This is a genomic window from Bradyrhizobium sp. 2S1, from assembly GCF_011516625.5.
In the GTDB taxonomy this organism is placed as follows: domain Bacteria; phylum Pseudomonadota; class Alphaproteobacteria; order Rhizobiales; family Xanthobacteraceae; genus Bradyrhizobium; species Bradyrhizobium septentrionale.
Map to the genome: position 1 here is coordinate 2,588,984 of NZ_CP147717.1, position 22,678 is coordinate 2,611,661.

Sequence of the window (22,678 nt, forward strand, 5' to 3'; positions counted from 1 at the left end):
GGAAAACGCTGCTTTGGAATGGCGACGCGTCCGCGTCGCTTGAGGGCGGGTCCACCACCGCCGCACGGCGATACGGTCAGCTCGCCAGCGCCATCCCGGCTTCGTCCAGCGTCTGCAAGAACCCGTGCTCGATCACGGCGTTGCGGCCGCGGCGCTTGGCGGCGTAGAGGGCGGCGTCGGCGGCTTCGATCAGGTCGCCGGGGCGCTGGGTGTCGTTTGGTTTTGTGGTCGCGACGCCGACGCTGACGGTAACGACGCAGTAGCTGGAGGGCGCATGCGGCACCGCGAGGCCGAGCACGGCGGTGCGGACCGTCTCGCCGATCGCGAGCGCATGCGCGGCGTCGGTGTTCGGCAGCAGCAGGCAAAATTCCTCGCCGCCATAGCGGCCGGCGAAGCCCATGGTGTCGCCGGCGATCCCGGCCAGCGTTTCGCCGATCCTGGTCAGGCAGACATCGCCCTCGGGATGGCCGTAGGTGTCGTTGTAGAGCTTGAAGTGATCGACATCGATCATCAAGAGCGACAGCTCGCAATCATATTGCTGCGCCCGCATCCATTCGAAATCCAGCCGGCTCTGGAAGCCGCGGCGATTGGCGAGGCCGGACAGCGCGTCGATCGAGGCCATCACGGTGAGACGGTCATTGGACGCCACGAGCTCGCGCTGGCTGAGCTGCGCCGCCATCGCGTTGAAGGCGCGCGCCAGCGGCACGAATTCTGCCGGCAGCCTGTGCTTGGCGACGCGCGCCGACCAGTCGCCCTCGCCGAACCGCCGCGCCATGCTGGTCATCAGCTCGATCGGATGGATCACGAGCCGTTCCGCGCCGACGAGGGCACCCAACAAAACGAAAAGGCAGACGAAGCCGAGCTGCAGATAGGCGGTGCGGATCTCGCGGCTGATCGCCGCCGTGACCTTGGCCTCGTCCATGCTGACGATCAACCGGGACTGCGTTCCGGCGATGCGCGCAAAACTCAGCGTGCGCTGGCCGCCGTCGGCTGCGGTGAACGACACCGAGCCTGATGGTTCGTCATAGCTCAGCGCCTTCTCCGCAATCGCCGCCATCAACGGGATGGTGTCGAGCGAGCGGCCGATCAGGCTCGCATGGTCCGCCGGTGCCGCTACCACCACGCCGGTGCTGTCGACCAGCACCGCCGACATGCCGGGCTGGCCGCCGAGATTGGCCATGATCTGCGACAGCCAGTCGATGTTGATGCCGGCGACCACGACGGCGTCCTGCTCCGGATTGATCGCGGCCACCGGATAGGCCGCCATCATCATCGCCCGGCCATTGGTCCTGCCGCGCAGATAATCGCTGAACACGAAGCCGCGGTTGTCCTGCGCCTTCTTGAAATATTCGCGGTCGCCGATATTCATCCCGACCTGGCTGTTGAGGGTGGAGCACTGCACCAGCCCGTCCCTGGAGACGAACATGATGCTGCGGATCCAGGGCAGCACGGTCGGCAGGCTGGCGCGCAGCACCTCGCAGCTCTGTGCGATGCCGCCGGAGGCGCGGATGTAGGCGGCGGATTTCAGCATGGTCTCGACCGAGGAGACCACCTCGCGCTGGGTTTCGGCGGCGTGCGCGGTCAGATTGGCATAGCCGGCGGCGGCCTGCGCGAGCTGCGTCGAGCGGAAATTCTCCAGCGTGCGGACGCGATCGAGCATCAAGGGCGCGACCAGCATCAGCGCAAGCAAGGCCAGCCGGGTACGAATTCCCAGAACCTTCTTGAGTTTGACGCGGTTGCGGTTGAAATTGACGCCCGACATTCTATTCCCTTGCCCGTGCGCAAGGTAAAATGAAGGGCTTCAAAAAGCCTTTCCCGAATTTGGTAAAATTCGAGCCACCCCCCGCATCCTGTTAGAGAACGGCACAAGCATGACGCAAAGCCCGACCACGCCGTTATCGGCCGATTCACCACACGGCCTCGCCGCCGTGGAGCGGGAGATCGCGCATGCCTGCAAGGAAGCGCGGCGCGACCGCGCATCGGTGACGCTGATCGCGGTGTCGAAGACCTTCGCTGCCGACGCAATTTTGCCGATTATCGGCGCAGGTCAGCGCGTATTTGGCGAAAATCGCGTGCAGGAGGCCAAGGGCAAGTGGCCGGAGTTAATCCAGGTTAATCCAGGATTGAAGCTGCATCTGATCGGGCCGCTGCAGTCGAACAAGGCCAAGGAGGCGGTCGCGCTGTTCGACGCGATCCACTCGGTGGATCGCACCAGCATTTGCGAAGCGTTAGCCAAGGAAATCAAAAATCAAGGGAAGCACCCGGACCTGTTCGTCCAGATCAATACCGGCGAGGAGCCGCAGAAGGCCGGCGTCGCGCCGCAGGACGCCGATAGCTTCATCGCCGCGTGCCGCGACAAATATAGCCTGCCGATCTCCGGGCTGATGTGCATCCCCCCTGTCGACCAGGCGCCGGCGCCGCACTTCGCGCTCTGCGCCAAGATCGCCGCGCGCAACGGGCTGAAGAATTTGTCGATGGGGATGAGCGCGGATTTTGCCGTGGCGATCCAGATGGGCGCCACCCATGTGCGCGTCGGCTCGGCGATCTTTGGGACACGGACGGTGGTGCACGCGTAGTGTTGCAGGGCGGTTCGCTGGGATCACACCGAGATTAAACCCGTCATCCTGAGGAGCCGCGAAGCGGCGTCTCGAAGGATCGACGGCCACCAGCCGGGCCGTGCACCCTTCGAGGCTCGCTCCGCTCGCACCTCAGGATGACGGTGTTGGCTCGGCTGTTGGAAGAATGTCTGATGGCCGCGGTCCCGGCCTTCGCCGGGACGACGGCGGAGTGTGTGGCGCGTGCGCCGCCTACGCGAACTTCACCGACACTTTTCCGATCGCGCCGAAATCCGCCTGGAAATGATCGCCGGCTGCGATCGGCGGCGGCGGGTGGCAGGTGCCGGTGGTGACGACCTGCCCTGCCCGCAAGGTCAGCCCGAGCGCGCGCAGTTCGTTGGCGCACCAGGCGAGTGCTATCAGGGGATCGCCGAGCACGTTCTTGCCGTGGCCGGTGTAGCGCTCGCCGCGCAGCGTGATGGTCGGGCGCTGCTCGACCAGATCGATCGCGCGCCAGTCTGCTGACGTTGCTTCTCCGAGCACGAACAGATGCGCGCAGGCATTGTCGGCGATCAGTTGCGCTTCGCCGGCGGAGACGAAATCCGCGAAGCGTGAATCCGGAATCTCGATCGCCGGATGCAGCGTGGCGACTGCGTCGAGCACCTCCTGCACGCTGTAGGGCGTCGTGCGCGGCGCCAGATCGCGCGCCATGCGGAAGGCGTATTCCGGCTCGCCGACGCGCATCTCGTTGCCCTTCATCGACGCGGTGCCACCATCTGCAATCAGCGTCTCGGCGAGGATGCGTCCGGCGAGCGGTCCCGCGACATTGATGTGCTTCTGGCCGGCCTCGCTGGTCGCCGCAATCTTCCAGCCGAACAGTTTTTCGCGCGACGTCTTTTCCAGCTGAGCCTGCACCGCATAGCCCTCGGCGCGGTCGCGCGGCCGCATGGCACCGTCGAGCGCGCCGAGTTTTGTTCCCGCCTGCCAGTGATCGTGCAGGATTTTTGCGGCGGCCGCGATCTGGTTGCTGTCGAGCATGGTTTTTCGCTCCCGCGGGAATATTTTTGTGTTGTGCGCAATCTCAGCACAAACGCGTCGCGCTTGTCGCGTGGGAAAACCGATGCTCAGCTATTCCAAGCTAGAGCGTTTTCGAGCGAAGTGGGTACCGGTTCGCGTGAAGAAAACGCGTCAAAAGAAAAGGCTACTCGATGACGATCCTGGTCTGCGGAGACATCCGCCGCAACAGCCGCAGCATCGAGGCCTTCGTCATAGAGACGCAGCCCGCGGTCGGCGCGAAATTCGGCCGCGCCAGATGCAGGAACACGGCGCTGCCGCGGCCGGCGATGCGCGGTGCGGCGTTGTGGTCGATCTCGACAATGAAGTCGTAGAGATGATCCGCGCGGGTCAGGCGGTCGCCGCCCTGCTCCCGATCGAGCCTGATCGGCTGGTTGTAGTGGCGATCGGCGGGGTCCTCGCACCAGGCATCCTCGCGGCGGATCGGCCGGGCCGGCAGCATGGTCTTTGGCAGCCGGTGCCGGTCGGCGCGCCACCAGAGTTGCCTCGGATGGAAGATGCCGCGCGGGGTGCCGCCGTCGCCTTCGCGCTTGTTGGCGAGAATTCCGCCGCGCCCGAGCGCCACCGGCACGGTCCAGCCATCGGCCGAAAGCCAGCCGCGGCGCGGGTCGCCCGCGGCACGCCGGACTTCGATGAGCGAGAGCGGATGATCACGTTTGTCTGTCATATAAGTGATTGAAATATCTGATGTTCCTTTAAGAATCGTTCCAAACTGAACTTGCCTTGGACGATCAGATCATTCTATCTCCCGGCATTACAGGACATTCACGTCCTGCCCCGCCGGATTTGAGGTAAGCTGCGTTGCCTTGTGAATCGGTAATGATCGCCTACCTGAGAGCGTATCTAGCCTACGTACGGCCGTAAGCGCTGCCCGCTTCTGACCGCCCCGCCCCCGAAGGATGACCCTATGGCCAATGCCCGCAAGATCTTGATCGTGGATGACGATACCGATCTGCGCGATACGCTGGTCGAGCAGCTGTCCCTGCATGAGGAATTCGAAGCCTCCGCAGTCGACACCGGCGCCAAGGGCGCCACTGCCGCCAAAGCCAATTCCCCCGATCTGGTCTTGATGGACGTCGGCCTGCCCGACACCGACGGTCGCGAAGTGGTCCGCAGCTTGCGCAAGGGCGGCTTCAAGGCCCCGATCATCATGCTGACCGGCCACGACACCGATTCCGACACCATCCTCGGCCTGGAAAGCGGCGCCAACGACTATGTGGCCAAGCCGTTCCGCTTCGCGGTGCTGCTGGCCCGGATCAGAGCGCAGCTGCGCCAGCACGAGGCCAGCGAGGACGCGGTGTTCTCGGTCGGCCCCTACTCGTTCCGGCCCGGCTCGAAGATGCTGACCGGCGCCAATGCCAGGAAGGTGCGGCTGACCGAGAAGGAAACCGCGATCCTGCGCTTCCTCTACCGCGCCGGCCAGATGCCGGTGTCGCGCGAGACCCTGCTCCAGGAAGTCTGGGGCTACAATTCCGGCGTCACCACCCACACGCTGGAAACTCACATCTACCGCCTCCGCCAGAAGATCGAGAAGGACGCCGCCAACCCGGAAATCCTCGTGACGGAAGCCGGTGGCTACAAGCTGGTGCCGTGATACGCTTCGCGCTCAACGATTCGTGAAATCGAGGCGCACCGCGGTTACCGGCCCTGAATGTCGATCGATGATGACGTAGCCCTGCTCGAGCAGGTCCCGACGATGCGTCTGTTGGGCGACAGCTCCTTGCGCATGCTGGCGATCGGCTCCGAGCAACGTGATTTCAATGCAGGCGAGGTGCTGTTCAAGGTCGGCGACGCCGCCGATGCCGGCTATGTCGTGCAGCGCGGCACCTTTCGGGTCGAGGAAGGTGGCGCCGAAATCATCGCCGGCCCCGGCGCGCTGATCGGCGAGCTCGCTTTGATCGTCGCGATGAAGCGGCCGTCGACCGCCACCGCACTGGAGCGCGGCTCGGTGATCCGCATCGCGCGCAGCCTGTTCCAGCGCGTGCTGGAAAGCGACCCCGCCGCCGCACGCCGGCTGCGCGACGAACTCGCGCTGCGCACCAGCCAGCTCGCGAGCGATATTCTGATCGCAGGCGGGAAGCTGAGCACGTAGCTATCCTCGTTGGGCGCCATCTCTCTGACCCGTCATCCTGAGGTGCGAGCCCTTGCGAGCCTCGAAGGATGCACGGCCCGGCTGGTGGCCGTCGACCCTTCGAGACGCGCGCAAGGGCGCGCTCCTCAGGGTGACGGAAACACAGTTGCGGCTCTGACCGAGAACTAAACCTCCATCACCGCCGTCACCGGCACATGATCCGACGGGCGCTCCCAGCCGCGGGCGTCGCGGGTGATCTTGAAGTCGCTGACGTGATCCTTCAGCGCGCGCGAGACCCAGATGTGATCGAGCCGGCGGCCGCGGTCGCCGGCGGTCCAGTCGGCGGCGCGGTAACTCCACCAGGTGTAGACCTTTTCCGACATCGGGATTCGCTCGCGCGCGATGTCGAACCATTCGCCATGCGCTTGCGCCGCGAGCAGCTTCTCGGTTTCAACAGGCGTGTGCGAGACAACCTTCAAGAGCTGCTTGTGCGACCACACGTCGTTCTCATGCGGCGCGACGTTGAGGTCGCCGACCAGGATGTGGCGATCGTCGCCGCGCGGATGCAGCGGCTCGCACGCCTTCATCTCGTCGAGGAATTGCAGCTTGTGCTCGAACTTCGGATTGAGCGCGGGATCGGGAATGTCGCCGCCGGCCGGCACGTAGAAATTATGCAGCACCACAGGCTTTGCGAGCTGCGCCTTTTCTCCGAAGGACACCGAAATGTGCCGCGAATCGATCTTGTCGCAGAACGTCCGGATGTCGGTCGTCTCGAACGGCAGTCGCGAGACGATGGCGACGCCGTGATAGCCCTTCTGTCCGTTCAGCGCGACGTGCTCATAGCCGAGCCGCTTGAAGCGCTTCAACGGAAACGCATCGTCGATGCATTTGGTCTCCTGCAGGCACAGCACATCCGGCCGCGCGCTCTTCAGGAATTTGGCGACGATGTCGATGCGCAGGCGCACCGAGTTGATGTTCCAGGTGGTGACGGAGAACCGCATGAGAACCGCGTCTTAGCACGGTTCTCGCGGCGGATTGGCGCGTTGTCCACAGGAGGTCACCTCGCCCCGCTTGCGGGGAGAGGTCGGATCGCATGGAGCGAAGCGCAATGTGATCCGGGTGAGGGGGACGCACCGCGTACTCATGACTTTCGGATTTGTGTGGAGATAGCCCCTCACCCCAACCCTCTCCCCGCAAGAGCGGGGCGAGGGAGAAGAAATGGCTAGCCCGGCGACGAGCCCGGATAGGTCGTGAAGTCGATCTTGAACAGCCCCGGATCGGGCTTCTGCGTCGCGTCGAGATTGTAGACCGCAACTGTGGTGTCGTAGCCTTGCGGGTCGGTGACGGTCCACTGCTTGAGCTTGCCGTCCTTGGCGCCGACCATCAGCAGGAAGCGGCTGGTGCCGACCAGCGCCTGCTTCTCCTCGATGGTGATGCTGACGAACACGTCATCGGCGGTGACGCTGATGACGTTGGTGTCCTTCATCAGGTCGATGCGGTCCGACAGCAGATAGCGCAGCGGGGTCTGCGACAGCGGATAGACGTCTTGGGTGGCGAGCCTGCGGTCGCGCACCGCGACCGACGAGCCGTCGGCGATCACCTCGATCGGGCTCGGATCGTCATATTCGAAGCGCAGCTTGCCGGGCTTCTGGATGTAGAAATCGCCCTTGGTCTTGGTGCCGTCGGGGCCGACCTGGACGAAATTCCCGACCAGCGTTTGCAGCGACGACAGATAGGCCGAGACCTTGGCGGCCTGTGCCTTCTGGTTGGCGTCGAAGGTCTGGAAAATGTTGGCGGGGACGTTGCGGCGCGGATCGGGAATCACCGGGTTCGGCGGTGCTTGGGTGGCGCCGGTGGTGGTCGGGCCCTTGTCCGCATTGGTCTGCGCGCCGGCATCCTTCGCAGCGTCCCTGGCCTTCGGCGCAGCCTTCGGTGCCGCGTTGGGTGCGGGCTTCTGCGCCGGCGTGTTCTGCGCGGTTGCGGCGCCGGCGATTGCGGCGGCGGCGAGAACAGCCAGCGCGGTGCGCATGCCGCGGTCAATGAGGTAATTTGCCATCAGATATGTCAGGTCTCTGTTCGACGCTCGTCCCGCTTGGTCGGATTTTATCCCGCCTCTTCCGAGGGAGATATGGTTTTTCCGTGATGATCGTCCCCGATCAGAACTGGCCTTCTTCTTCCCCGACCAGGATTTCGCGCTTTCCGGCGTGATTCGCCGGGCCGACAATGCCCTCAAGTTCCATCCGCTCCATCAGCGAGGCGGCGCGGTTATAGCCGATCTGCAGGCGGCGCTGGATGTAGGAGGTCGACGCCTTGCGGTCGCGCTTGACGATCGCAACCGCCTGCGTGAACAGATCGCCGCCGCCGTCGCCACCCATGCCGGTGGCGTCGAACACGGCGCCGTCCTCGTCGGTCGGCTCTTCCGCGGTAACGGCTTCGAGGTATTCGGGTTGGCCTTGCGTCTTGAGGTGACGCACCACCTTCTCGACTTCCTCGTCGGATGCGAACGGGCCATGGACGCGGCTGATGCGGCCGCCGCCTGCCATATAGAGCATGTCGCCCTGGCCGAGCAGCTGCTCGGCGCCCATCTCGCCCAGGATGGTGCGGCTGTCGATCTTCGACGTCACCTGGAAGGCGATGCGGGTCGGGAAGTTCGCCTTGATCGTGCCGGTAATGACGTCGACCGACGGACGCTGCGTGGCGAGGATCACATGCAACCCGGCGGCGCGCGCCATCTGCGCGAGGCGCTGCACCGCGCCTTCGATGTCCTTGCCGGCGACCATCATCAGGTCGGCCATTTCGTCGACGATGATGACGATGTAGGGCAGCGGCTCGAGGTCGAGCTTCTCTTCCTCGTAGATCGCCTTACCGCTCTCCTTGTCGAAGCCGGTGTGCACGGTGCGGGTCAGCTCCTCGCCCTTGCCCTTGGCTTCGACGAGACGCTGGTTGTAGCCGTCGATGTTGCGCACGCCGAGCTTGGCCATGCGCTTGTAACGCTCTTCCATCTCGCGCACGGCCCATTTCAGCGCCACCACCGCCTTCTTCGGATCGGTGACGACGGGCGTCAACAGATGCGGGATGCCGTCATAGACGGAGAGTTCGAGCATCTTCGGGTCGACCATGATCAGGCGGCACTGATCCGGGCGCAGCCGGTAGACCAGGCTGAGGATCATGGTGTTGATCGCGACCGATTTGCCCGAGCCGGTGGTGCCGGCGATCAGCATGTGCGGTGTGCGCGCAAGGTCGATGATGACGGGATCGCCGCCGATCGTCTTGCCGAGGCACAGCGGCAGTTTTGCCACCGAATCGACGCTCTCCTTGGCGACCAGCAGTTCGCGCAGATAGACCTTCTCGCGATGCGCGTTCGGCAGCTCGATGCCGATCGCATTGCGGCCGGCGACGACGGCGACGCGAGCCGACAGCGCGCTCATCGAACGCGCGATGTCGTCGGACAGCCCGATCACGCGCGACGACTTGATGCCAGGCGCGGGCTCGAGCTCGTACAGCGTGACGACCGGGCCAGGATTGGCCTTGACGATCTCGCCGCGCACGCCGAAGTCCTGCAGCACGCCTTCGAGCGCACGCGAATTGGTTTCCAGCTCGGCCTTGCTCAGTGGCTGGCGGTCGCTCGCCTTCGGCGCACTGAGCACGGAGACCGACGGCAGCTCGAACTTGTCGGAATTCTTCTTCTTCGGCTTCGGCTCGGCCTTCTTGCGCGGGGCGCGGGCGGCGGGAGCTTCCTCCTCGTCGTCGAAGGTGTGAGCTTCGTCCTCGTCATGATCGTCGTCTTCAGCGGCGGGCGCGATCGAGGGCGCCGTGCGGCGGCCGCCGATATCGGGCTCCTGGCGCTCGAACGCGGCCGTGCGGCCCTGCGCTCCGCTCGACACCAGCGATTTGTAGGCGGTGGTGAACAACCAGCCGAGCCGTGCCTTGGTGCTCATCACCGCGTGGAACAGCCAGCCCAGCGAGACCGAGCTGCGGTCGCTGTCCTCTTCCTCGACGAACGGCTCGTCGTCATCGGTGATCGGCGTCAGCTCGTCGTCCTGCTCCTTGGCGCCCCAGCCGCAGGCGAACAGGAAAGCTGCTGCCATCGCGACGAACAGGATCAGGCCGAGCACGACGCGATAGATGAAGCCGGGCGGACCGAACACCACAGCCGGCGCGCGCAGCAGCGCGTCGCCGACCACGCCGCCGAGCCCGGTCGGCAGCGGCCATGAAGTATTGTGCGGCCAACAGCTGGCAAAGCCCGCCGCGATCACCGTGCACAGGATCCAGCAGCCGAGCCGCAAGGCCTCGCGGTCGAACGGACGATGCGTCAGCATCCGCCAGCCCCAGACAGCCACCGGCAGCAGCAGCATGATCGCGCCGAGCCCGAGGATCTGCATCAACAGGTCGGCGCCGATCGCACCGGGATAGCCGAGCACGTTGCGGATCGCGCGCGAGGTGGCGTGGCTCAGCGACGGATCCTGCACCGACCAGGTCATCAGCGCGGCAGTGATGGCGCCGGACAGCGCGATCAGGCCGAGCCCGGTCAGTTCGCGCAGCCGCCGTGCCAGTGCCTCGCGCAGCGAGAGCGGCAGATGGCCGACCAGGGGGATGACACGTTCGATCGCAGGCATACTCAATCTTCGCGCTTCGCGATTAACCCAGGGTTTCGACCAGGCGATGCATCGCCTCGGCCGTCGATTCACTGTCGGAGACCAGCGCAAGGCGGATATAGCCCGCGCCCGGATTGGAACCGTCGTTCTGCTCGCGCGCCAGATAGCTGCCGGGAATCACGCGGACGCCGGCGTCGCGATAGAGCCTGACCGCCGCGGCCTCGTCGCCGCCGCGATCCGAGACGTCGAGCCAGACGCAGAAGCCGCCGGCGGGACGCTTGTAGCCGTAGCGGTTGCCGAGGATCTGGTCGGCGAAATCGAACTTGATGCGATACAGCCTGCGATTCTCTTCGACATGCGCCTCGTCGCTATAGGCGGCGACCGCGACATGTTGCAGCGGCACCGGCACCTGCGGTGCGGCGACATTGCGCAGCTCGTGGAACGCGGCCAGGAACTTTCGATCGCCGGCGGCGAAGCCGACGCGCATGCCCGGCAGGTTCGAGCGCTTCGACAGCGACTGGAACGCAACGACATTGGTAAAGTCGGGACCGCCACATTCCAGAATGCTGCCCGGCGCTTCGCGGGTGTAAATCTCCGAATAGCACTCGTCGCTCAGGATGATGAAGCCATGGCGATCGGAGAGCTGCTTCAGCCGCGTGAAATAGGCGCGCGAGGCGACCGAGCCTTGCGGATTGGCGGGCGAGGCGATGAAGAACGCCACCGTGCGCGCCAGCGTCGCCTCGTCGATCGAATCAAGGTCGGGCAGAAAGCCGTTGGCGAGCGTGGTCGGCAGATAGATCTGCTCGCAGCCGGCGGCGCGGGCGCCGGCGCCATAGGCCGGATAGAACGGATTCGGCATCAGAATCGCCGGCCGGCCCTTGCGCGCCGAGACGTAGCGCGACGCAGTGATTGCGGCGAAGAACAACCCCTCGCGGCTGCCGTTCAGCACCATCACCTCGCTCTCCGGATCGACCGGCCGCGGCAGTTGGAACCGGCTTCCCAGCCAGGTCGCGACCGCGCGGCGGAACGGCTCGATGCCTTTGGCGATCGGGTAGCGGCCGAACTCGGCGGTGTGCTTGGCGAGCACCGGCCCGACGAACTCGGGCACGGGGTGCTGTGGCTCGCCTAACGACAGCGTAATCAAGGGCTTGGCGGGCTGATACGGCGCCAGCAGCTCGGTCGTACGCAAGAACGGGGAACGCTCGGCCTGGCCGGCGGAGGCGACATCGCCGGCGCCCTGCGCCAGGCCGGATGAGGCGGTCATTGCCATGGTTGAAATGCCAGCACTTTCACTGCGGTCGGGGGTGAGGGGGAGCCGACCGTAAACCGATCAAATCACCATAGATAGGGCGAGGTTAAGACGCGATTAACCATCGGCGGCGCGGCACGATGTGCCGGCGCGTGATATCAGCACTGGCCCCGCAGAACCGCACCGAAATTGCACCGAGACATGATTCACCGCCGCGCCATCAGGGCCCTGATCATCGCGCCGCAACGCGAAGTCCTGCTGATGCGGATTCGCCCGCCGCACGGCGGCGACAGTTTTTGGATCGCACCGGGCGGCGGCATCGAGGGCGACGAGACGCCGGAAGCGACCTTGAAGCGGGAACTGGCCGAGGAATTGGGGCTGACCGAATTCGCGCCCGGCCCTGCCGTCTGGCGGCGTCACCACACCTTCAATTGGGGCGGCCGGCGGATATCCCAGAAGGAACAATACCGGATCGTTCACGCTGACAGATTCGAACCTGTGATGGCCGACAAGGTCGAGGCGAAAGTGCTCGATTGCTTCCGCTGGTGGCGGGTTGCTGATCTCTCCGAAGCGCGCGAGCGGCTCACACCGCTGTCGCTCGCCGATATCCTTGAAAGATATTTGCGCGACGGCGCACCCGGCGAGCTGCGCGCGGAGGAAGTCCTGATCGATTGACGAGGCTCGCCGGACACTGTGCCGCATTCGAGAAATCTGGCCGCGACCGCGTCGAGCACGCGCGCGATGCGGCTTGAACCTGTGGAGCCTATGCGCGGTCGCTCGTGCCGCGAGTCACGGTCTGTCCTCTCCTTCCCCCTGCAAGGGGGAAGGTCGGGATGGGGGTCAGCCGCAGGCGACCGTGTATGTGGAAAGAGCAAATCCCCACCCGCTTTGCTCTGACGAGCAAAGCGACCTCCCCTTTTCAAGGGGAGGTTTGCGCTGCATAGCCGCGGATGTCTGGCGACTACCGCGCCGGCAGCTTCTCGAACGACGGCTTGCCATCGGGCACATGGTGGAAGGTCTGCTTGTCGCAGGTGTAGATCGTCATCTGCGGGGTGAACACACTGGGGTCGTCGAAGGTGCCGACCTTCAGGATCGTGGCGGGCAGCCCGGGCACCTTGGTCACGAGATGCGTGCCGCATTCGGGGCAGAACTCGCGCGTCACGGCGCGCTCGAGGTCCTTGCGGGTAAACTGCTTGGGCTCGCTGGCGGTGTATTTGAAGCCGGTGGTCGGCATCGCCATGAACATGTTCGGTCCGCCGCCGGTGATGTACTGGCATTCGCGGCACAGGCATTGCGCCGCCATCATCGGTTCGCCCTCGGCCTCATAGCGCACGTTGCCGCAATAACACCTGCCTTGTACCTTCATGACGTCCTCCCGTTTTTGTTGTCGGTTTTGCTGTCCGTGGCCTATCTTTCCACAATAGCAGGCAATTCCGACATTATTTTCTCAAGCGGACGAAAAAAGAAAGGGGCTCCAACTTGCGCTGGAGCCCCTCAACGGTCCGGACATTGCCGGGTATGTGCCCGAACCGTAGTTCTGGGAACGACCGCTTGGGGAGGTCGCGCCCCGGGAGAACTCACATGTTGTAGGCGCGCTCCGTGTGCTCGGTGATGTCGAGGCCTTCACGCTCGGTCTCGACGTTGGCGCGCAGGCCGACGATCACGTCGACGAACTTGTAGAGGATCGCCGAGCCGATGCCCGACCACACCAGCGTGGTGGAGACGCCCCAAACCTGGGAGATCATCTGCGCCGCGAAGTCGTAATCGGCAACCTTCGGCGGGATCGCGGTGTAGTCGATGATCCCTGCACCGCCGAGCGCCGGGTTGACCAGGATGCCGGTGCCGAGCGCGCCGATGATGCCGCCGACGCAGTGGACGCCGAACACATCGAGCGAGTCGTCATAGCCGAGCGCGTTCTTCACGACCGTGCAGAAGAACAGGCAGACCACGCCGACCACGAGGCCGAGCACGATGGCGCCCATCGGACCGGCGTAACCGGCCGCCGGGGTCACCGCGACGAGGCCTGCGACCGCGCCCGAGAGCGCGCCGAGCAGCGAGGGATGGCCCTTGATGATCCATTCCGCGAACATCCAGGCCAGCGCCGCCGCGGCCGTGGCCACGAAGGAGTTGGTCATCGCGAGCGCAGCACCACCATTGGCTTCGAGGTTCGAACCGGCGTTGAAGCCGAACCAGCCGACCCAGAGCAGAGAGGCGCCGATCATGGTCATGGTCAGCGAGTGCGGAGCCATCAGCTCCTTGCCGTAGCCGGTGCGCTTGCCGATCAGCAGCGCGCCGACGAGACCGGCAATGCCGGCGTTGATGTGCACGACGGTGCCGCCCGCGAAGTCGATCGCACCCTTCTTGAAGATCCAGCCGGCATCGGCGTTGATCTCGTCGAGCTTGGCCTGCGCCGCGGTCTTGGCCGCACCGTCAGCCGCAGCGGCGAGCGCCTTGGCGGCATCCTGGATCGCGTCCGGGCCCGGCCAGTACCAGACCATGTGCGCGATCGGGAAGTAGATCACGGTGACCCAGATCGGGATGAACAGCGCGATGGCCGAGAACTTCATGCGCTCGGCAAAGGCGCCGACGATGAGGGCCGGCGTGATCGCCGCGAAGGTCATCTGGAAGCACATATAGACGAGTTCCGAGATGTTGGCGTCGACCGAGAAGGTCGCAGCCTTGGAGTCCGGCGTGACACCCATCAGGAAGGCCTTGGAGAAGCCGCCGATGAAGTCGGAGCCGCCGGTGAAGGCGAGGCTGTAGCCGTAGAGGGCCCAGAGCACGGTGACGATGCAGACGGTGTAGAACACCTGGGCCAGCACCGAGAGCATGTTCTTGGAGCGGACCAGGCCGCCATAGAACAGCGCAAGGCCGGGGATGGTCATCAACAGCACGAGCACCGTCGAGGTCAGCATCCAGGCGTTGTCGCCCTTGTTGACGGTTGGCTCGGCGTAGGCGGCGGTCGCGGCGAAGAGGCCGACTGCGAGGGCCGCCAGTCCCGCGCCATAGGGACGCTTGAACGTCATGTTATTTCACTCCTGAGGTCTTAAGGTTTGAGCGCGAAATCAGAGGGCCGCGGCATCGGCCTCGCCGGTGCGGATGCGCACGGCGTGCTCGAGGCTGATGACGAAGATCTTGCCGTCACCGATCTGTCCGGTCTTGGCGGCGGAGGTGATGGCGTCGATGGTCTTGTCGACCTGATCGGAGGCGACTGCGACCTCGATCTTGATCTTGGGCAGGAAGCTCACGGCATATTCGGCGCCCCGATAGATTTCCGTGTGCCCCTTCTGGCGGCCGTAGCCTTTGACTTCCGTCACCGTGAGACCGTGAACGCCAATGGCGGTCAGGGCGTCACGGACCTCTTCCAGCTTGAATGGCTTAATGATCGCCATAACAATTTTCATGAGTCCTATCCCCGCTTGGGCCCGGCGCGAACGAACGCCGGGAGATTCGACTGAGGTTCACCACGCGGAGGACTTCCACTACGCGGGCACAGCCGGGACCCTTAGAATCAAATGCCGTGCCAAACGGCCGGACTTCGCTAATGGATTATGAATCCGGACCTTTTCCCGCTTTGCGGGAGGAATGTGCCCCTGCGCTATTCCGTCGCGCCTAAAATATAATCAGGTCTGTCTAATTCGAGTGCAGGTCAGGGTCCGGACACAATTCTGCCCAGCAGCGGGGCAGCGATAGGTATTTAAATAAGGTGTTGCCGGGCCATTAGGCGGCGTCCCGCGCTGCAAAGAAGACCTTGTCGATCAGCCCCCATTCGAGCGCCTGCTCTGCCGACATGAAGTGATCGCGGTCCAGCGTTCGTTCCACATCGGCCTCGGAGCGCCCGCAATGCTGCGCATAAAGCCGGATGATTCGCCGCTTGGTCGCCTGCATCTCGGTGGCATGGATCAGGATGTCGGACGCCTGACCCTGGAAGCCGCCGAGCGGCTGATGCACGTGGAGGCTGGCGTTCGGTAGCGCCGCGCGGTGACCAGGTTCGCCGGCCATCAGCAGGAACGATCCCATCGAACGCGCGGTGCCCATGCACAGCGTGTGCACCGGCGCCTTGATGAACTGCATGGTGTCGTACATCGCAAGGCCGCTGGTGACCACGCCGCCATACGAGTTGATGTAGAGGTTGATCGGCTTGTTCGGGTTGTCAGCCTCGAGGAACAGAAGCTGGGCGCAGACCAGTCCGGACATCGCATCATTGACCTCGCCGTTGAGGAAGATGATGCGTTCGCGCAGGAGCCTGGAATAGATGTCGAAGGACCGTTCGCCGCGCGCCGACTGCTCGACGACCATAGGGACGAGTTGCATCATGTCGCGCATCGGCGACCTCCCATGTCAGTAGATGATGAAGCTTGTGATCAGGCCGCGCGCATCAGGCAGCGGCCGTTGCTGTTGGCTGCGCGCGGCCGCCTTTCGCGCTCGTCGCAGGCCTCTTGGATGATGCGAAACCGGGTGCCGCCGGCCTCGTTCGGCTCGATCCGGAAGGTGACGCGGCTTTCGCGAAACGGCGGCCTGGAATCGCGCAGGCGATAGCGCACTTCTTCGCCCGCCACCGACGATTCGGGTTCGGCCGCGGACAGATCGCAATCGGGCAGCCAGCGTTCGCGCAGCGCTGGAATGGTCACCGCGCGCCATACTTTTTCGGGCGGCGCATCGAGTTCGTATTCGAGGACAAGGGCGGCGTCGGCGTGCTCAGGCTCAACTGTGTCGCTCATTGATCCATGTCCTTCAACAGATCGGAGAGCGCTTCGATGCGCTTCGGCCAATAGGCGCGGTAGCGGGCAAGCCAGGTCCCGATGCTGGCGATCCCGTCCGGGTCGACTTCATAATTCACGAAGCGGCCCTGCCGCTGTTCACGCACCAGCCCCGCCGCGCGCAGCACCGCCAGATGCTGCGACATCGCCGGCTGGCTGATCTGAAGTCCGTCGCGCAAGGCGCTGGCATTCAGACTGCCGCCTGCCAGCTTCTCGAAGACCTTGCGGCGGGTCGGATCGGCCAGTGCCTTGAAGATATCGGTGTCGACCATGGCAACACATAAGCGCGTACTTATGTGTCGCGCAAGCCTGAACTGGCTGAAGCGGGCGCCTACTGCAGCGCCTCGCCGTGCTGCGAGATGTCGAGGCCCTCGAGCTCTTGCTGCATCGAGACGCGCAGCGGGACGAAGGCGCTGACCAGTTTCAGCAGCACGAAGGTGACGCCGCCGCACCAGACCAGCGTGGCGACGACGCCGTAGAGCTGGATCAGGAGCTGGTTCGGGTTGCCCTCGAGCAGGCCGGCCGTGCCGCCGATCGCTGACGCTGCGAAAACGCCGGCGAGCAGCGTGCCGGTCAGGCCGCCGATGCCGTGGACGCCGAACACGTCGAGCGAATCGTCATACTGGAAGCGATGCTTCAGCCAGGTGCAGGCCCAGAAGCAGACGAGGCCGGCGATGATGCCGATGATGATGCCGTGCCACGGCGCGACGAAACCGGATGCCGGGGTGATGGTGCCGAGCCCTGCGACCGCACCCGAGATCATGCCGAGCACCGAGGGCTTGCGACGCGTCGCCCATTCGATCGCGCCCCAGGTCAGCGCGCCCGCACATGCCGCAAGATGGGTGGCGGTGATCGCCATCACCGCGCGCGAATTGGCTGATAGTGCCGAGCCGCCATTGAAGCCGAACCAGCCGACCCAGAGCAGGCCGGTGCCCATCACAGCGAGCGACAGATCGAACGGCGACAGATTCTCGCTGCCATAGCCGTGCCGCTTGCCCATCACCTTGGCCGCGACCAGGCCGCTGATTCCGGCGGACAGATGCACGACGAGGCCGCCGGCGAAATCCAACACGCCGATCTGGGCGAGGACGCCGCCGCCCCACACCCAATGCGCCAGCGGCACATAGGCGAAGACGAACCAGCCGATCGAGAACAGCACATAGGCGGAGAACCGCATGCGGTCGGCGACCGAGCCTGCGACCAGCGCCACGGTGATGATCGCAAACGTCATCTGGTACAGCATGAACAGCGCTTCGGGGATGGTCTTCGCCGCCGGATTGACGCTGTCGATGGTGATGCCGGCCATAAACCAGCGGTCGAGCGAACCGAGCCATGGACCGTCGCCGACGAAGCTCAGCGAATAGCCGAAGGTGACCCAGAGGATCGAGACGATCGCAACGGCCGTGAGGCTCTGCGCCATCGTCGCCAGCACGTTCTTCTTGCGCACCATGCCGGAATAGAACAGCGCAAGCCCCGGGATCGTCATCATCAGCACCAGCGCGGTGGCGACGATCATCCAGGCGGTGTCGGCGGGGTTGATGCCGGAGGCGTTGGCGCCGGGATCCTGCGCGAAGGCCGGCGTGGCCCATGCGAACAGGATTGCAGCATTGATCGGCGCAGCGGATATCGCTGCACGAAGAGTTCGTGCCCCCATCATTATTCCCCGGCGTGTCGTGGTTTCTTGACGTGATTTATTGGCGTGTGGATTTGGCGCGCGCCGGCGTCGTTGCCGGCGGCGATCTCGATTTATGCTTCAGAGCGCGTCGTTGTCGGTCTCGCCGGTGCGGATGCGCAGAGCGTGGTCGATCGGCGTCACGAAGATCTTGCCGTCGCCGATCTGGCCGGTGCGGGCGTTCTGGGTGATGACGCTGACCGCCTTTTCGGCGAGCTCGGTATCGACGGCGATCTCGATCCGGAGCTTGGGCAGGAAATTCACGACATATTCGGCGCCGCGATAGATCTCGGTATGGCCCTTCTGGCGGCCATAGCCCTTCACCTCGGTCACCGTCATGCCGTGAACGCCGATCGCGGTCAGCGCCTGGCGTACCTCATCGAGCTTGAACGGTTTGATGATCGCGACGACGAGTTTCATGGCTCAGGCCTTCATTCCCTTGAGGTTTTCCGTGTACGCCCGTCCCCGAGCCGGCGCGTGCCGTACCGGTGGGCCTGCACGTGCCACCGCCCGGAACGGCAAATTGCCATCCCGGGGCCGGCATTTCGCGTCCGCCAAATCTGGCAGCTTTCTGGGCAAATGGCACAAAAAAGTTGCAGCTTGAAGCGGAAAACATGCGCAGCGGGTGAGCGCCGTCACTGTACGGAATGGAAACGCTCGGCCACAATGTGGCTTTCCCGCCCCGGCCAGCGGTCCTTGCTGGCCTGTTCTCGCCACAGCGCGTGCACTCGCGCCCCGAGGAAACAGAAAATGTCGAACCGAAACTGGTTTTATGCATCCGAAGGCCAGCAGAAGGGCCCTTTGCCTGAAGCTCAGCTCCGCGACCTGATCACCCGTGGCATGGTGGGGGCCGATACCCTGGTGTGGACCGAGGGCATGGCCGGCTGGCAGAAGGCCGGAGAGATCCCGGGCCTGGTTCCGAGCGCGGCGGGCGCGCCGCCGGCGTTTCCGCAGGCCGGACCGCCGCCGGTGGTGGCATCCGGAAGCTACAGCGGAGGCGCGCTGTCGGCCGATTTCCCGATCTGGGGCCTGTTCGGACGCAGCCTCCTGATGTTCATCGGCCAGATTTTCGTGATCCCCGCGCCGTGGACCGCGATCGCCCTGTATCGCTGGTCCATTCCGCACATCCGCGTGCCGGGCCGGCCGAATCTCGGCTTCACCGGACAGCCGCTCGACATCTGGTACGTCTTTATCATCCTCGGCCTGCTGACCTACTCCAGCACGGCCAACAGCACGATCGTTTCGCTGCTCTCCCTGGTGGTGCAGGGCTTCCTGAGCTGGATGATCGTCCGCTGGATCACGGGCCGCCTCAGCTCGAACGGCCAGGAGCTGCCGATCTCGTTCAAGGGCAGCCCGGCCGTCTATGTCGGCTGGTATGTGCTGATGGTGATCTCGGCCATCACCATCATCGGCTGGGCCTGGGTGATGACCGCCTGGATGCGCTGGATCTGCCGCAACATCGAAGGCACCCGCCGCGAGGTCACCTTCAATGCGACCGGGCTCGAGGTGCTGTGGCGCACCATCGTGTTCGCGGTCGGCTGCAGCTTCCTGATCCCGATTCCGTGGGTGCTGCGCTGGTACGCGAACTGGATCATCTCGCAATTCGCGCTGACCGAGCGCGGCGCCTACGCCAACGCGTAAGCTCGCGGGGCGCTCCCTCTCTTCGTCCTTGCGGGGAGAGGGGCGCTCGCGGAATGCCGACTTTCTCACCCCCGCCAACGGTCCCGCTGGCCTGTTTCCGCTGGTGCGTCCGCCTCGAGGAAACGAAATGTCGAACCGATCCTGGTTTTATGCATCCGAAGGCCAGCAAAAGGGCCCGTGTTCGGACGCTGAACTCCGCAACCTCTTCGCCAGGCGAAAGGTGAGCGCGGATACGCTGGTCTGGAGCGAAGGGATGTCGAGCTGGACCAAAGCCGGTGACGTCCCCGGTCTCCTGAACAACGCGCCACAGCCAACGAAGCCCTTCGGTCAAGGCGCGGCCCGGCTGGATCCATCATTCGGCAATGGTGACGCCTCGCTGGACCAAACCCTGGGGACGGGAAAAATCCAGGAACTGGACATCACCCTCGGGAGATTGCTGAAGTTCTACTGGCTGTTTCTTTGGCGGTCGTTTCTCGGATCAGTCGTGATCGGCTTTGTGCTCGGATTCTTCATCGGCTTTGGGTTGAGGCTGTTCGGTGCGCCGCCATCCCTGACAAAAACCATGAGCAGCCTGGCCGGCGCCGTCGTTGGCGTGGTCTGGTCGATTGTCTGCCTGCGGATGGCGTTCGAAAAGAACTACAGCGACTTTCGAATCGCATTTGTGCCGCGCGACACCGGGCACGATTGATCGCGCGGACGAGGCGGCGTGGCGCAATCTCTATTTGCGTTCGCGCACCGAGCCCTCTTGCGCGACGGACGCCACCAGCGTGCCGTCGGGCTTGAAGATCAAGCCCCGGGTCAGGCCGCGGCCTGACTGCGCACTCGGCGAATCCTGCGCGTAGAGCAGCCATTCGTCGGCGCGGAACGGGCGGTGAAACCACATCGCGTGGTCAAGGCTCGCCGGCATCATGCGCCTGTCGAACAGCGTGCGGCCGTAGCGCGCCATCACAGCGTCGAGCAGCGAGAAATCCGACGCATAGGCCAGCGCGCACAGGTGCAGCGCCGGATCGTCGGGCAGTTTCGCCGCGGTGCGGATCCAGACATGGATGCGGCCGTCGTCGATCTTCTGGCCGAAATAGCGGCCGAGCTCGACAGGGCGCAGCTCGATCGGCCGGTCGCTCTCGTAGTAGCGGCGGATGAACTCCGGCATCTCCTTGAACATCGGCTGCTTCGAGACTTCCTCCGCGGTCAGCTTCTCCGGCGGCGGCACGTCGGGCATCTTCTCCTGATGGTTGAAGTTGCTCTCTTCGTCGGCATGGAACGACACCATGATGGAGAAGATCGCGTTGCCGTGCTGGATCGCGGTGACGCGGCGGGTGGTGTAGCTCTTGCCGTCGCGCAGCCGCTCGACCTGGTAGATGATCGGGATCTGCGGATCGCCGGGCAGGATGAAATAGCAATGGATCGAATGCGGCAGGCGGCCCTCGACGGTGCGGCAGGCCGCCACCATCGCCTGGCCGATCACCTGGCCGCCGAACACGCGCTGCCAGCTCGTCTTCGGGCTGTTGCCGCGGAACAAATTCACCTCGAGCTGCTCGAGATCGAGGATGGACAATAGGTCGATCAGGCTCTTGGACATGGGGGCTTTCGTTGTCGTCTCGGCGTCATTCCGGGGCGATGCGCCAGCATCGAACCCGGAATCTCGAGATTCCCCGATGCGCAATTGCGCACCTTAGTTCGCGCTCCGCGAGCCCCGGAATGACAGCCGGGCTTGTTTCTGCCCCCTGTTTCGCCCAGCTATTATCAGGTAGCAAGCACAGTCTGAGAGCGCAGGGCGCGTAAAGGAAGGGCATGTCGGCACAGCGTAGTATTGTCATCTGCGGGGGCGCATTTGCCGGGTTGGCGCTGGCCGTGGCGTTGCGCCAGGGGCTTGGGCCGGACATCCCGGTCGTTGTGGCCGATCCGGCGCTCAGCCAGCGCCCGAGCCGCGATCCGCGCGCGACCGCGATCGTGGCGGCCTGCCGGCGGCTGTTCGAGACGCTCGGGGTCTGGGGGCAGGTCGCGCCCACCGCGCAGCCGATCACGGACATGGTCGTGACCGACTCCAAGCTGGAGGATGCGACTCGCCCGGTGTTCTTGACCTTTGCCGGCAATGTCGAGCCCGGCGAGCCGTTCGCCCATATGGTCGAGAACCGCTATCTGATCGATGCGCTGGCGACTCGCGCCGAGGCCGAGGGCGTCGAGCTGCGCGCCACCGCGGTGTCGAGCTTCGAGTCACGGCCCGATGGCGTCACCGTGACACTGGCCGATGGCACCGTGATCGATGCGAGCCTGCTGGTTGCAGCCGACGGCGCGCGGTCGAAGCTGCGCGAGCGCGCCGGGATTGCGACCCATGGCTGGGACTATGATCAATCCGGCATCGTCGTCACCGTCGGGCATGAGCGCGCGCATCACGGCCGCGCCGAGGAGCATTTCCTGCCGGCCGGCCCGTTCGCGATCCTGCCGCTGACCGGCAATCGCTCATCGCTGGTGTGGACCGAGACCCGCAAGGACGCAGCGCGCATCATCGCGTTGAGCGAGGCGGAATTCCACGCCGAGCTCGAGCAGCGCTTCGGCCTGCATCTCGGCGAGATCAAAGCGCTCGACAAGCCGCGCGCGTTTCCGCTCGGCTATTTCGTCGCGCGTTCCTTCATCGGCGAACGGCTGGCGCTGATCGGCGACGCCGCGCATGTGATCCATCCGATCGCGGGGCAGGGGCTCAACATGGGCCTCAAGGATGTCGCGGCGCTGGCCGAGGTCGTGGTCGATGCGGCGCGGCTCGGCATCGATCTCGGACAGGCCGACGTGCTCGAGCGCTATCAGCGCTGGCGGCGCTTCGACACGATGGCGATGGGCGTTGCCACCAATTCGCTGAACTTCCTGTTCTCCAACGAATCGACGCTGCTGCGCACCGTGCGCGACATCGGATTGGGCCTCGTCGACCGCGCGCCGCCGTTGAAGGAGATGTTCATCCGCCAGGCGGCGGGCCTGTCCGGCGAGGTGCCGCGGCTGTTGAAGGGCGAGGCGCTGTAAGGCTTGCGCGGTACCGTAGGATGCAGCGTAACGAAATCCGGGAACAGTG

The 22,678-nt window shown here is 64.7% G+C and carries 23 protein-coding genes; 7 read left to right on the forward strand and 16 right to left on the reverse strand.

Going from position 1 to position 22,678, the window contains the following annotated elements:
- Positions 1 to 76: 76 nt before the first annotated feature.
- Positions 77 to 1,762, reverse strand: coding sequence for a sensor domain-containing diguanylate cyclase (locus tag HAP54_RS12220; protein ID WP_166300269.1), 1,686 nt, complete (start codon positions 1,760 to 1,762; stop codon positions 77 to 79).
- Between the two features lie 109 nt (positions 1,763 to 1,871).
- Between HAP54_RS12220 and HAP54_RS12225 the strand changes: the two genes are divergently transcribed.
- Entirely contained in the window at positions 1,872 to 2,576 is a 705-nt protein-coding gene (locus HAP54_RS12225) for a YggS family pyridoxal phosphate-dependent enzyme (RefSeq protein WP_166300271.1), read from the forward strand.
- A 231-nt stretch (positions 2,577 to 2,807) separates the two neighbouring features.
- Here HAP54_RS12225 and HAP54_RS12230 read toward each other — a convergent pair whose 3' ends face one another.
- Both HAP54_RS12230 and HAP54_RS12235 read right to left on the reverse strand, forming a co-directional pair.
- Positions 2,808 to 3,593: a 2-keto-4-pentenoate hydratase gene (locus tag HAP54_RS12230; protein ID WP_166300273.1), complete on the reverse strand. Its 786-nt coding sequence runs from the start codon at positions 3,591 to 3,593 to the stop codon at positions 2,808 to 2,810.
- A 163-nt stretch (positions 3,594 to 3,756) separates the two neighbouring features.
- Entirely contained in the window at positions 3,757 to 4,296 is a 540-nt protein-coding gene (locus tag HAP54_RS12235) for a L,D-transpeptidase family protein (protein WP_166300275.1), read from the reverse strand.
- Between the two features lie 240 nt (positions 4,297 to 4,536).
- On the opposite strand from HAP54_RS12235, the gene HAP54_RS12240 reads away from it, so the two are divergent.
- Complete coding sequence (locus HAP54_RS12240; RefSeq protein WP_016841446.1) at positions 4,537 to 5,223, forward strand: response regulator transcription factor; 687 nt, start codon at positions 4,537 to 4,539, stop codon at positions 5,221 to 5,223.
- Between the two features lie 57 nt (positions 5,224 to 5,280).
- Positions 5,281 to 5,721: a cyclic nucleotide-binding domain-containing protein gene (locus HAP54_RS12245; protein WP_166300277.1), complete on the forward strand. Its 441-nt coding sequence runs from the start codon at positions 5,281 to 5,283 to the stop codon at positions 5,719 to 5,721.
- 164 nt (positions 5,722 to 5,885) lie between these two features.
- On the opposite strand, the gene HAP54_RS12250 is transcribed toward HAP54_RS12245, so the two are convergent.
- The 4 genes from HAP54_RS12250 to HAP54_RS12265 form a co-directional block, all read right to left on the reverse strand.
- Positions 5,886 to 6,701: an exodeoxyribonuclease III gene (locus HAP54_RS12250; RefSeq protein WP_166300279.1), complete on the reverse strand. Its 816-nt coding sequence runs from the start codon at positions 6,699 to 6,701 to the stop codon at positions 5,886 to 5,888.
- A gap of 221 nt (positions 6,702 to 6,922) precedes the next feature.
- Entirely contained in the window at positions 6,923 to 7,756 is an 834-nt protein-coding gene (locus HAP54_RS12255; RefSeq protein WP_166300281.1) for an outer membrane lipoprotein carrier protein LolA, read from the reverse strand.
- A gap of 100 nt (positions 7,757 to 7,856) precedes the next feature.
- Positions 7,857 to 10,322 carry a DNA translocase FtsK gene (locus HAP54_RS12260; RefSeq protein ID WP_166300283.1) on the reverse strand — a complete coding sequence of 822 codons (2,466 nt, stop codon included), beginning with the start codon at positions 10,320 to 10,322 and terminating at the stop codon, positions 7,857 to 7,859.
- Between the two features lie 16 nt (positions 10,323 to 10,338).
- Positions 10,339 to 11,565 carry an aminotransferase class I/II-fold pyridoxal phosphate-dependent enzyme gene (locus HAP54_RS12265; protein WP_166300285.1) on the reverse strand — a complete coding sequence of 409 codons (1,227 nt, stop codon included), beginning with the start codon at positions 11,563 to 11,565 and terminating at the stop codon, positions 10,339 to 10,341.
- Between the two features lie 180 nt (positions 11,566 to 11,745).
- Here HAP54_RS12265 and HAP54_RS12270 point away from each other — a divergent pair, with 180 nt between their 5' ends.
- On the forward strand, positions 11,746 to 12,219 hold the full coding sequence (locus tag HAP54_RS12270; RefSeq protein WP_166300287.1) for an NUDIX hydrolase: 474 nt from the start codon (positions 11,746 to 11,748) through the stop codon (positions 12,217 to 12,219).
- Positions 12,220 to 12,505: 286 nt separating this feature from the next.
- On the opposite strand, the gene HAP54_RS12275 is transcribed toward HAP54_RS12270, so the two are convergent.
- The 8 genes from HAP54_RS12275 to HAP54_RS12310 all read right to left on the reverse strand — a co-directional run bounded on the left by HAP54_RS12275 (position 12,506) and on the right by HAP54_RS12310 (position 18,396).
- On the reverse strand, positions 12,506 to 12,910 hold the full coding sequence (locus HAP54_RS12275) for a GFA family protein (RefSeq protein ID WP_050401313.1): 405 nt from the start codon (positions 12,908 to 12,910) through the stop codon (positions 12,506 to 12,508).
- Positions 12,911 to 13,121: 211 nt separating this feature from the next.
- The gene (locus HAP54_RS12280) at positions 13,122 to 14,570 is read right to left on the reverse strand and encodes an ammonium transporter (protein ID WP_166300289.1); all 1,449 of its coding nucleotides are present in this window, start codon (positions 14,568 to 14,570) and stop codon (positions 13,122 to 13,124) included.
- A gap of 39 nt (positions 14,571 to 14,609) precedes the next feature.
- A complete protein-coding gene (locus tag HAP54_RS12285) occupies positions 14,610 to 14,948 on the reverse strand; it encodes a P-II family nitrogen regulator (protein ID WP_029080945.1) in 339 nt (112 codons plus the stop codon).
- A gap of 316 nt (positions 14,949 to 15,264) precedes the next feature.
- On the reverse strand, positions 15,265 to 15,870 hold the full coding sequence (locus HAP54_RS12290; protein WP_166300291.1) for an ATP-dependent Clp protease proteolytic subunit: 606 nt from the start codon (positions 15,868 to 15,870) through the stop codon (positions 15,265 to 15,267).
- Positions 15,871 to 15,908: 38 nt separating this feature from the next.
- Positions 15,909 to 16,265, reverse strand: a complete 357-nt coding sequence (locus tag HAP54_RS12295; protein WP_166300293.1) for an SRPBCC family protein — start codon at positions 16,263 to 16,265, stop codon at positions 15,909 to 15,911.
- Positions 16,262 to 16,576 (reverse strand): ArsR/SmtB family transcription factor, encoded by a 315-nt coding sequence (locus HAP54_RS12300; protein WP_029080943.1) that lies wholly within the window; start codon positions 16,574 to 16,576, stop codon positions 16,262 to 16,264. The genes HAP54_RS12295 and HAP54_RS12300 overlap by 4 nt, the downstream gene beginning before the upstream one ends.
- 59 nt (positions 16,577 to 16,635) lie before the next feature.
- Entirely contained in the window at positions 16,636 to 17,958 is a 1,323-nt protein-coding gene (locus HAP54_RS12305; RefSeq protein ID WP_166300295.1) for an ammonium transporter, read from the reverse strand.
- 99 nt (positions 17,959 to 18,057) lie between these two features.
- On the reverse strand, positions 18,058 to 18,396 hold the full coding sequence (locus HAP54_RS12310) for a P-II family nitrogen regulator (RefSeq protein ID WP_029080941.1): 339 nt from the start codon (positions 18,394 to 18,396) through the stop codon (positions 18,058 to 18,060).
- Between the two features lie 330 nt (positions 18,397 to 18,726).
- Between HAP54_RS12310 and HAP54_RS12315 the strand changes: the two genes are divergently transcribed.
- Entirely contained in the window at positions 18,727 to 19,617 is an 891-nt protein-coding gene (locus tag HAP54_RS12315) for a DUF4339 domain-containing protein (RefSeq protein ID WP_166300297.1), read from the forward strand.
- A gap of 127 nt (positions 19,618 to 19,744) precedes the next feature.
- Positions 19,745 to 20,305, forward strand: coding sequence for a GYF domain-containing protein (locus tag HAP54_RS12320; RefSeq protein ID WP_166300299.1), 561 nt, complete (start codon positions 19,745 to 19,747; stop codon positions 20,303 to 20,305).
- A 30-nt stretch (positions 20,306 to 20,335) separates the two neighbouring features.
- Here the strand turns inward: HAP54_RS12320 and tesB are convergent, their stop codons facing one another.
- The gene (gene tesB, locus HAP54_RS12325) at positions 20,336 to 21,196 is read right to left on the reverse strand and encodes an acyl-CoA thioesterase II (protein WP_166213056.1); all 861 of its coding nucleotides are present in this window, start codon (positions 21,194 to 21,196) and stop codon (positions 20,336 to 20,338) included.
- Positions 21,197 to 21,408: 212 nt separating this feature from the next.
- Here tesB and HAP54_RS12330 point away from each other — a divergent pair, with 212 nt between their 5' ends.
- Complete coding sequence (locus HAP54_RS12330; protein ID WP_166300301.1) at positions 21,409 to 22,629, forward strand: ubiquinone biosynthesis hydroxylase; 1,221 nt, start codon at positions 21,409 to 21,411, stop codon at positions 22,627 to 22,629.
- Positions 22,630 to 22,678 lie beyond the last annotated feature (49 nt).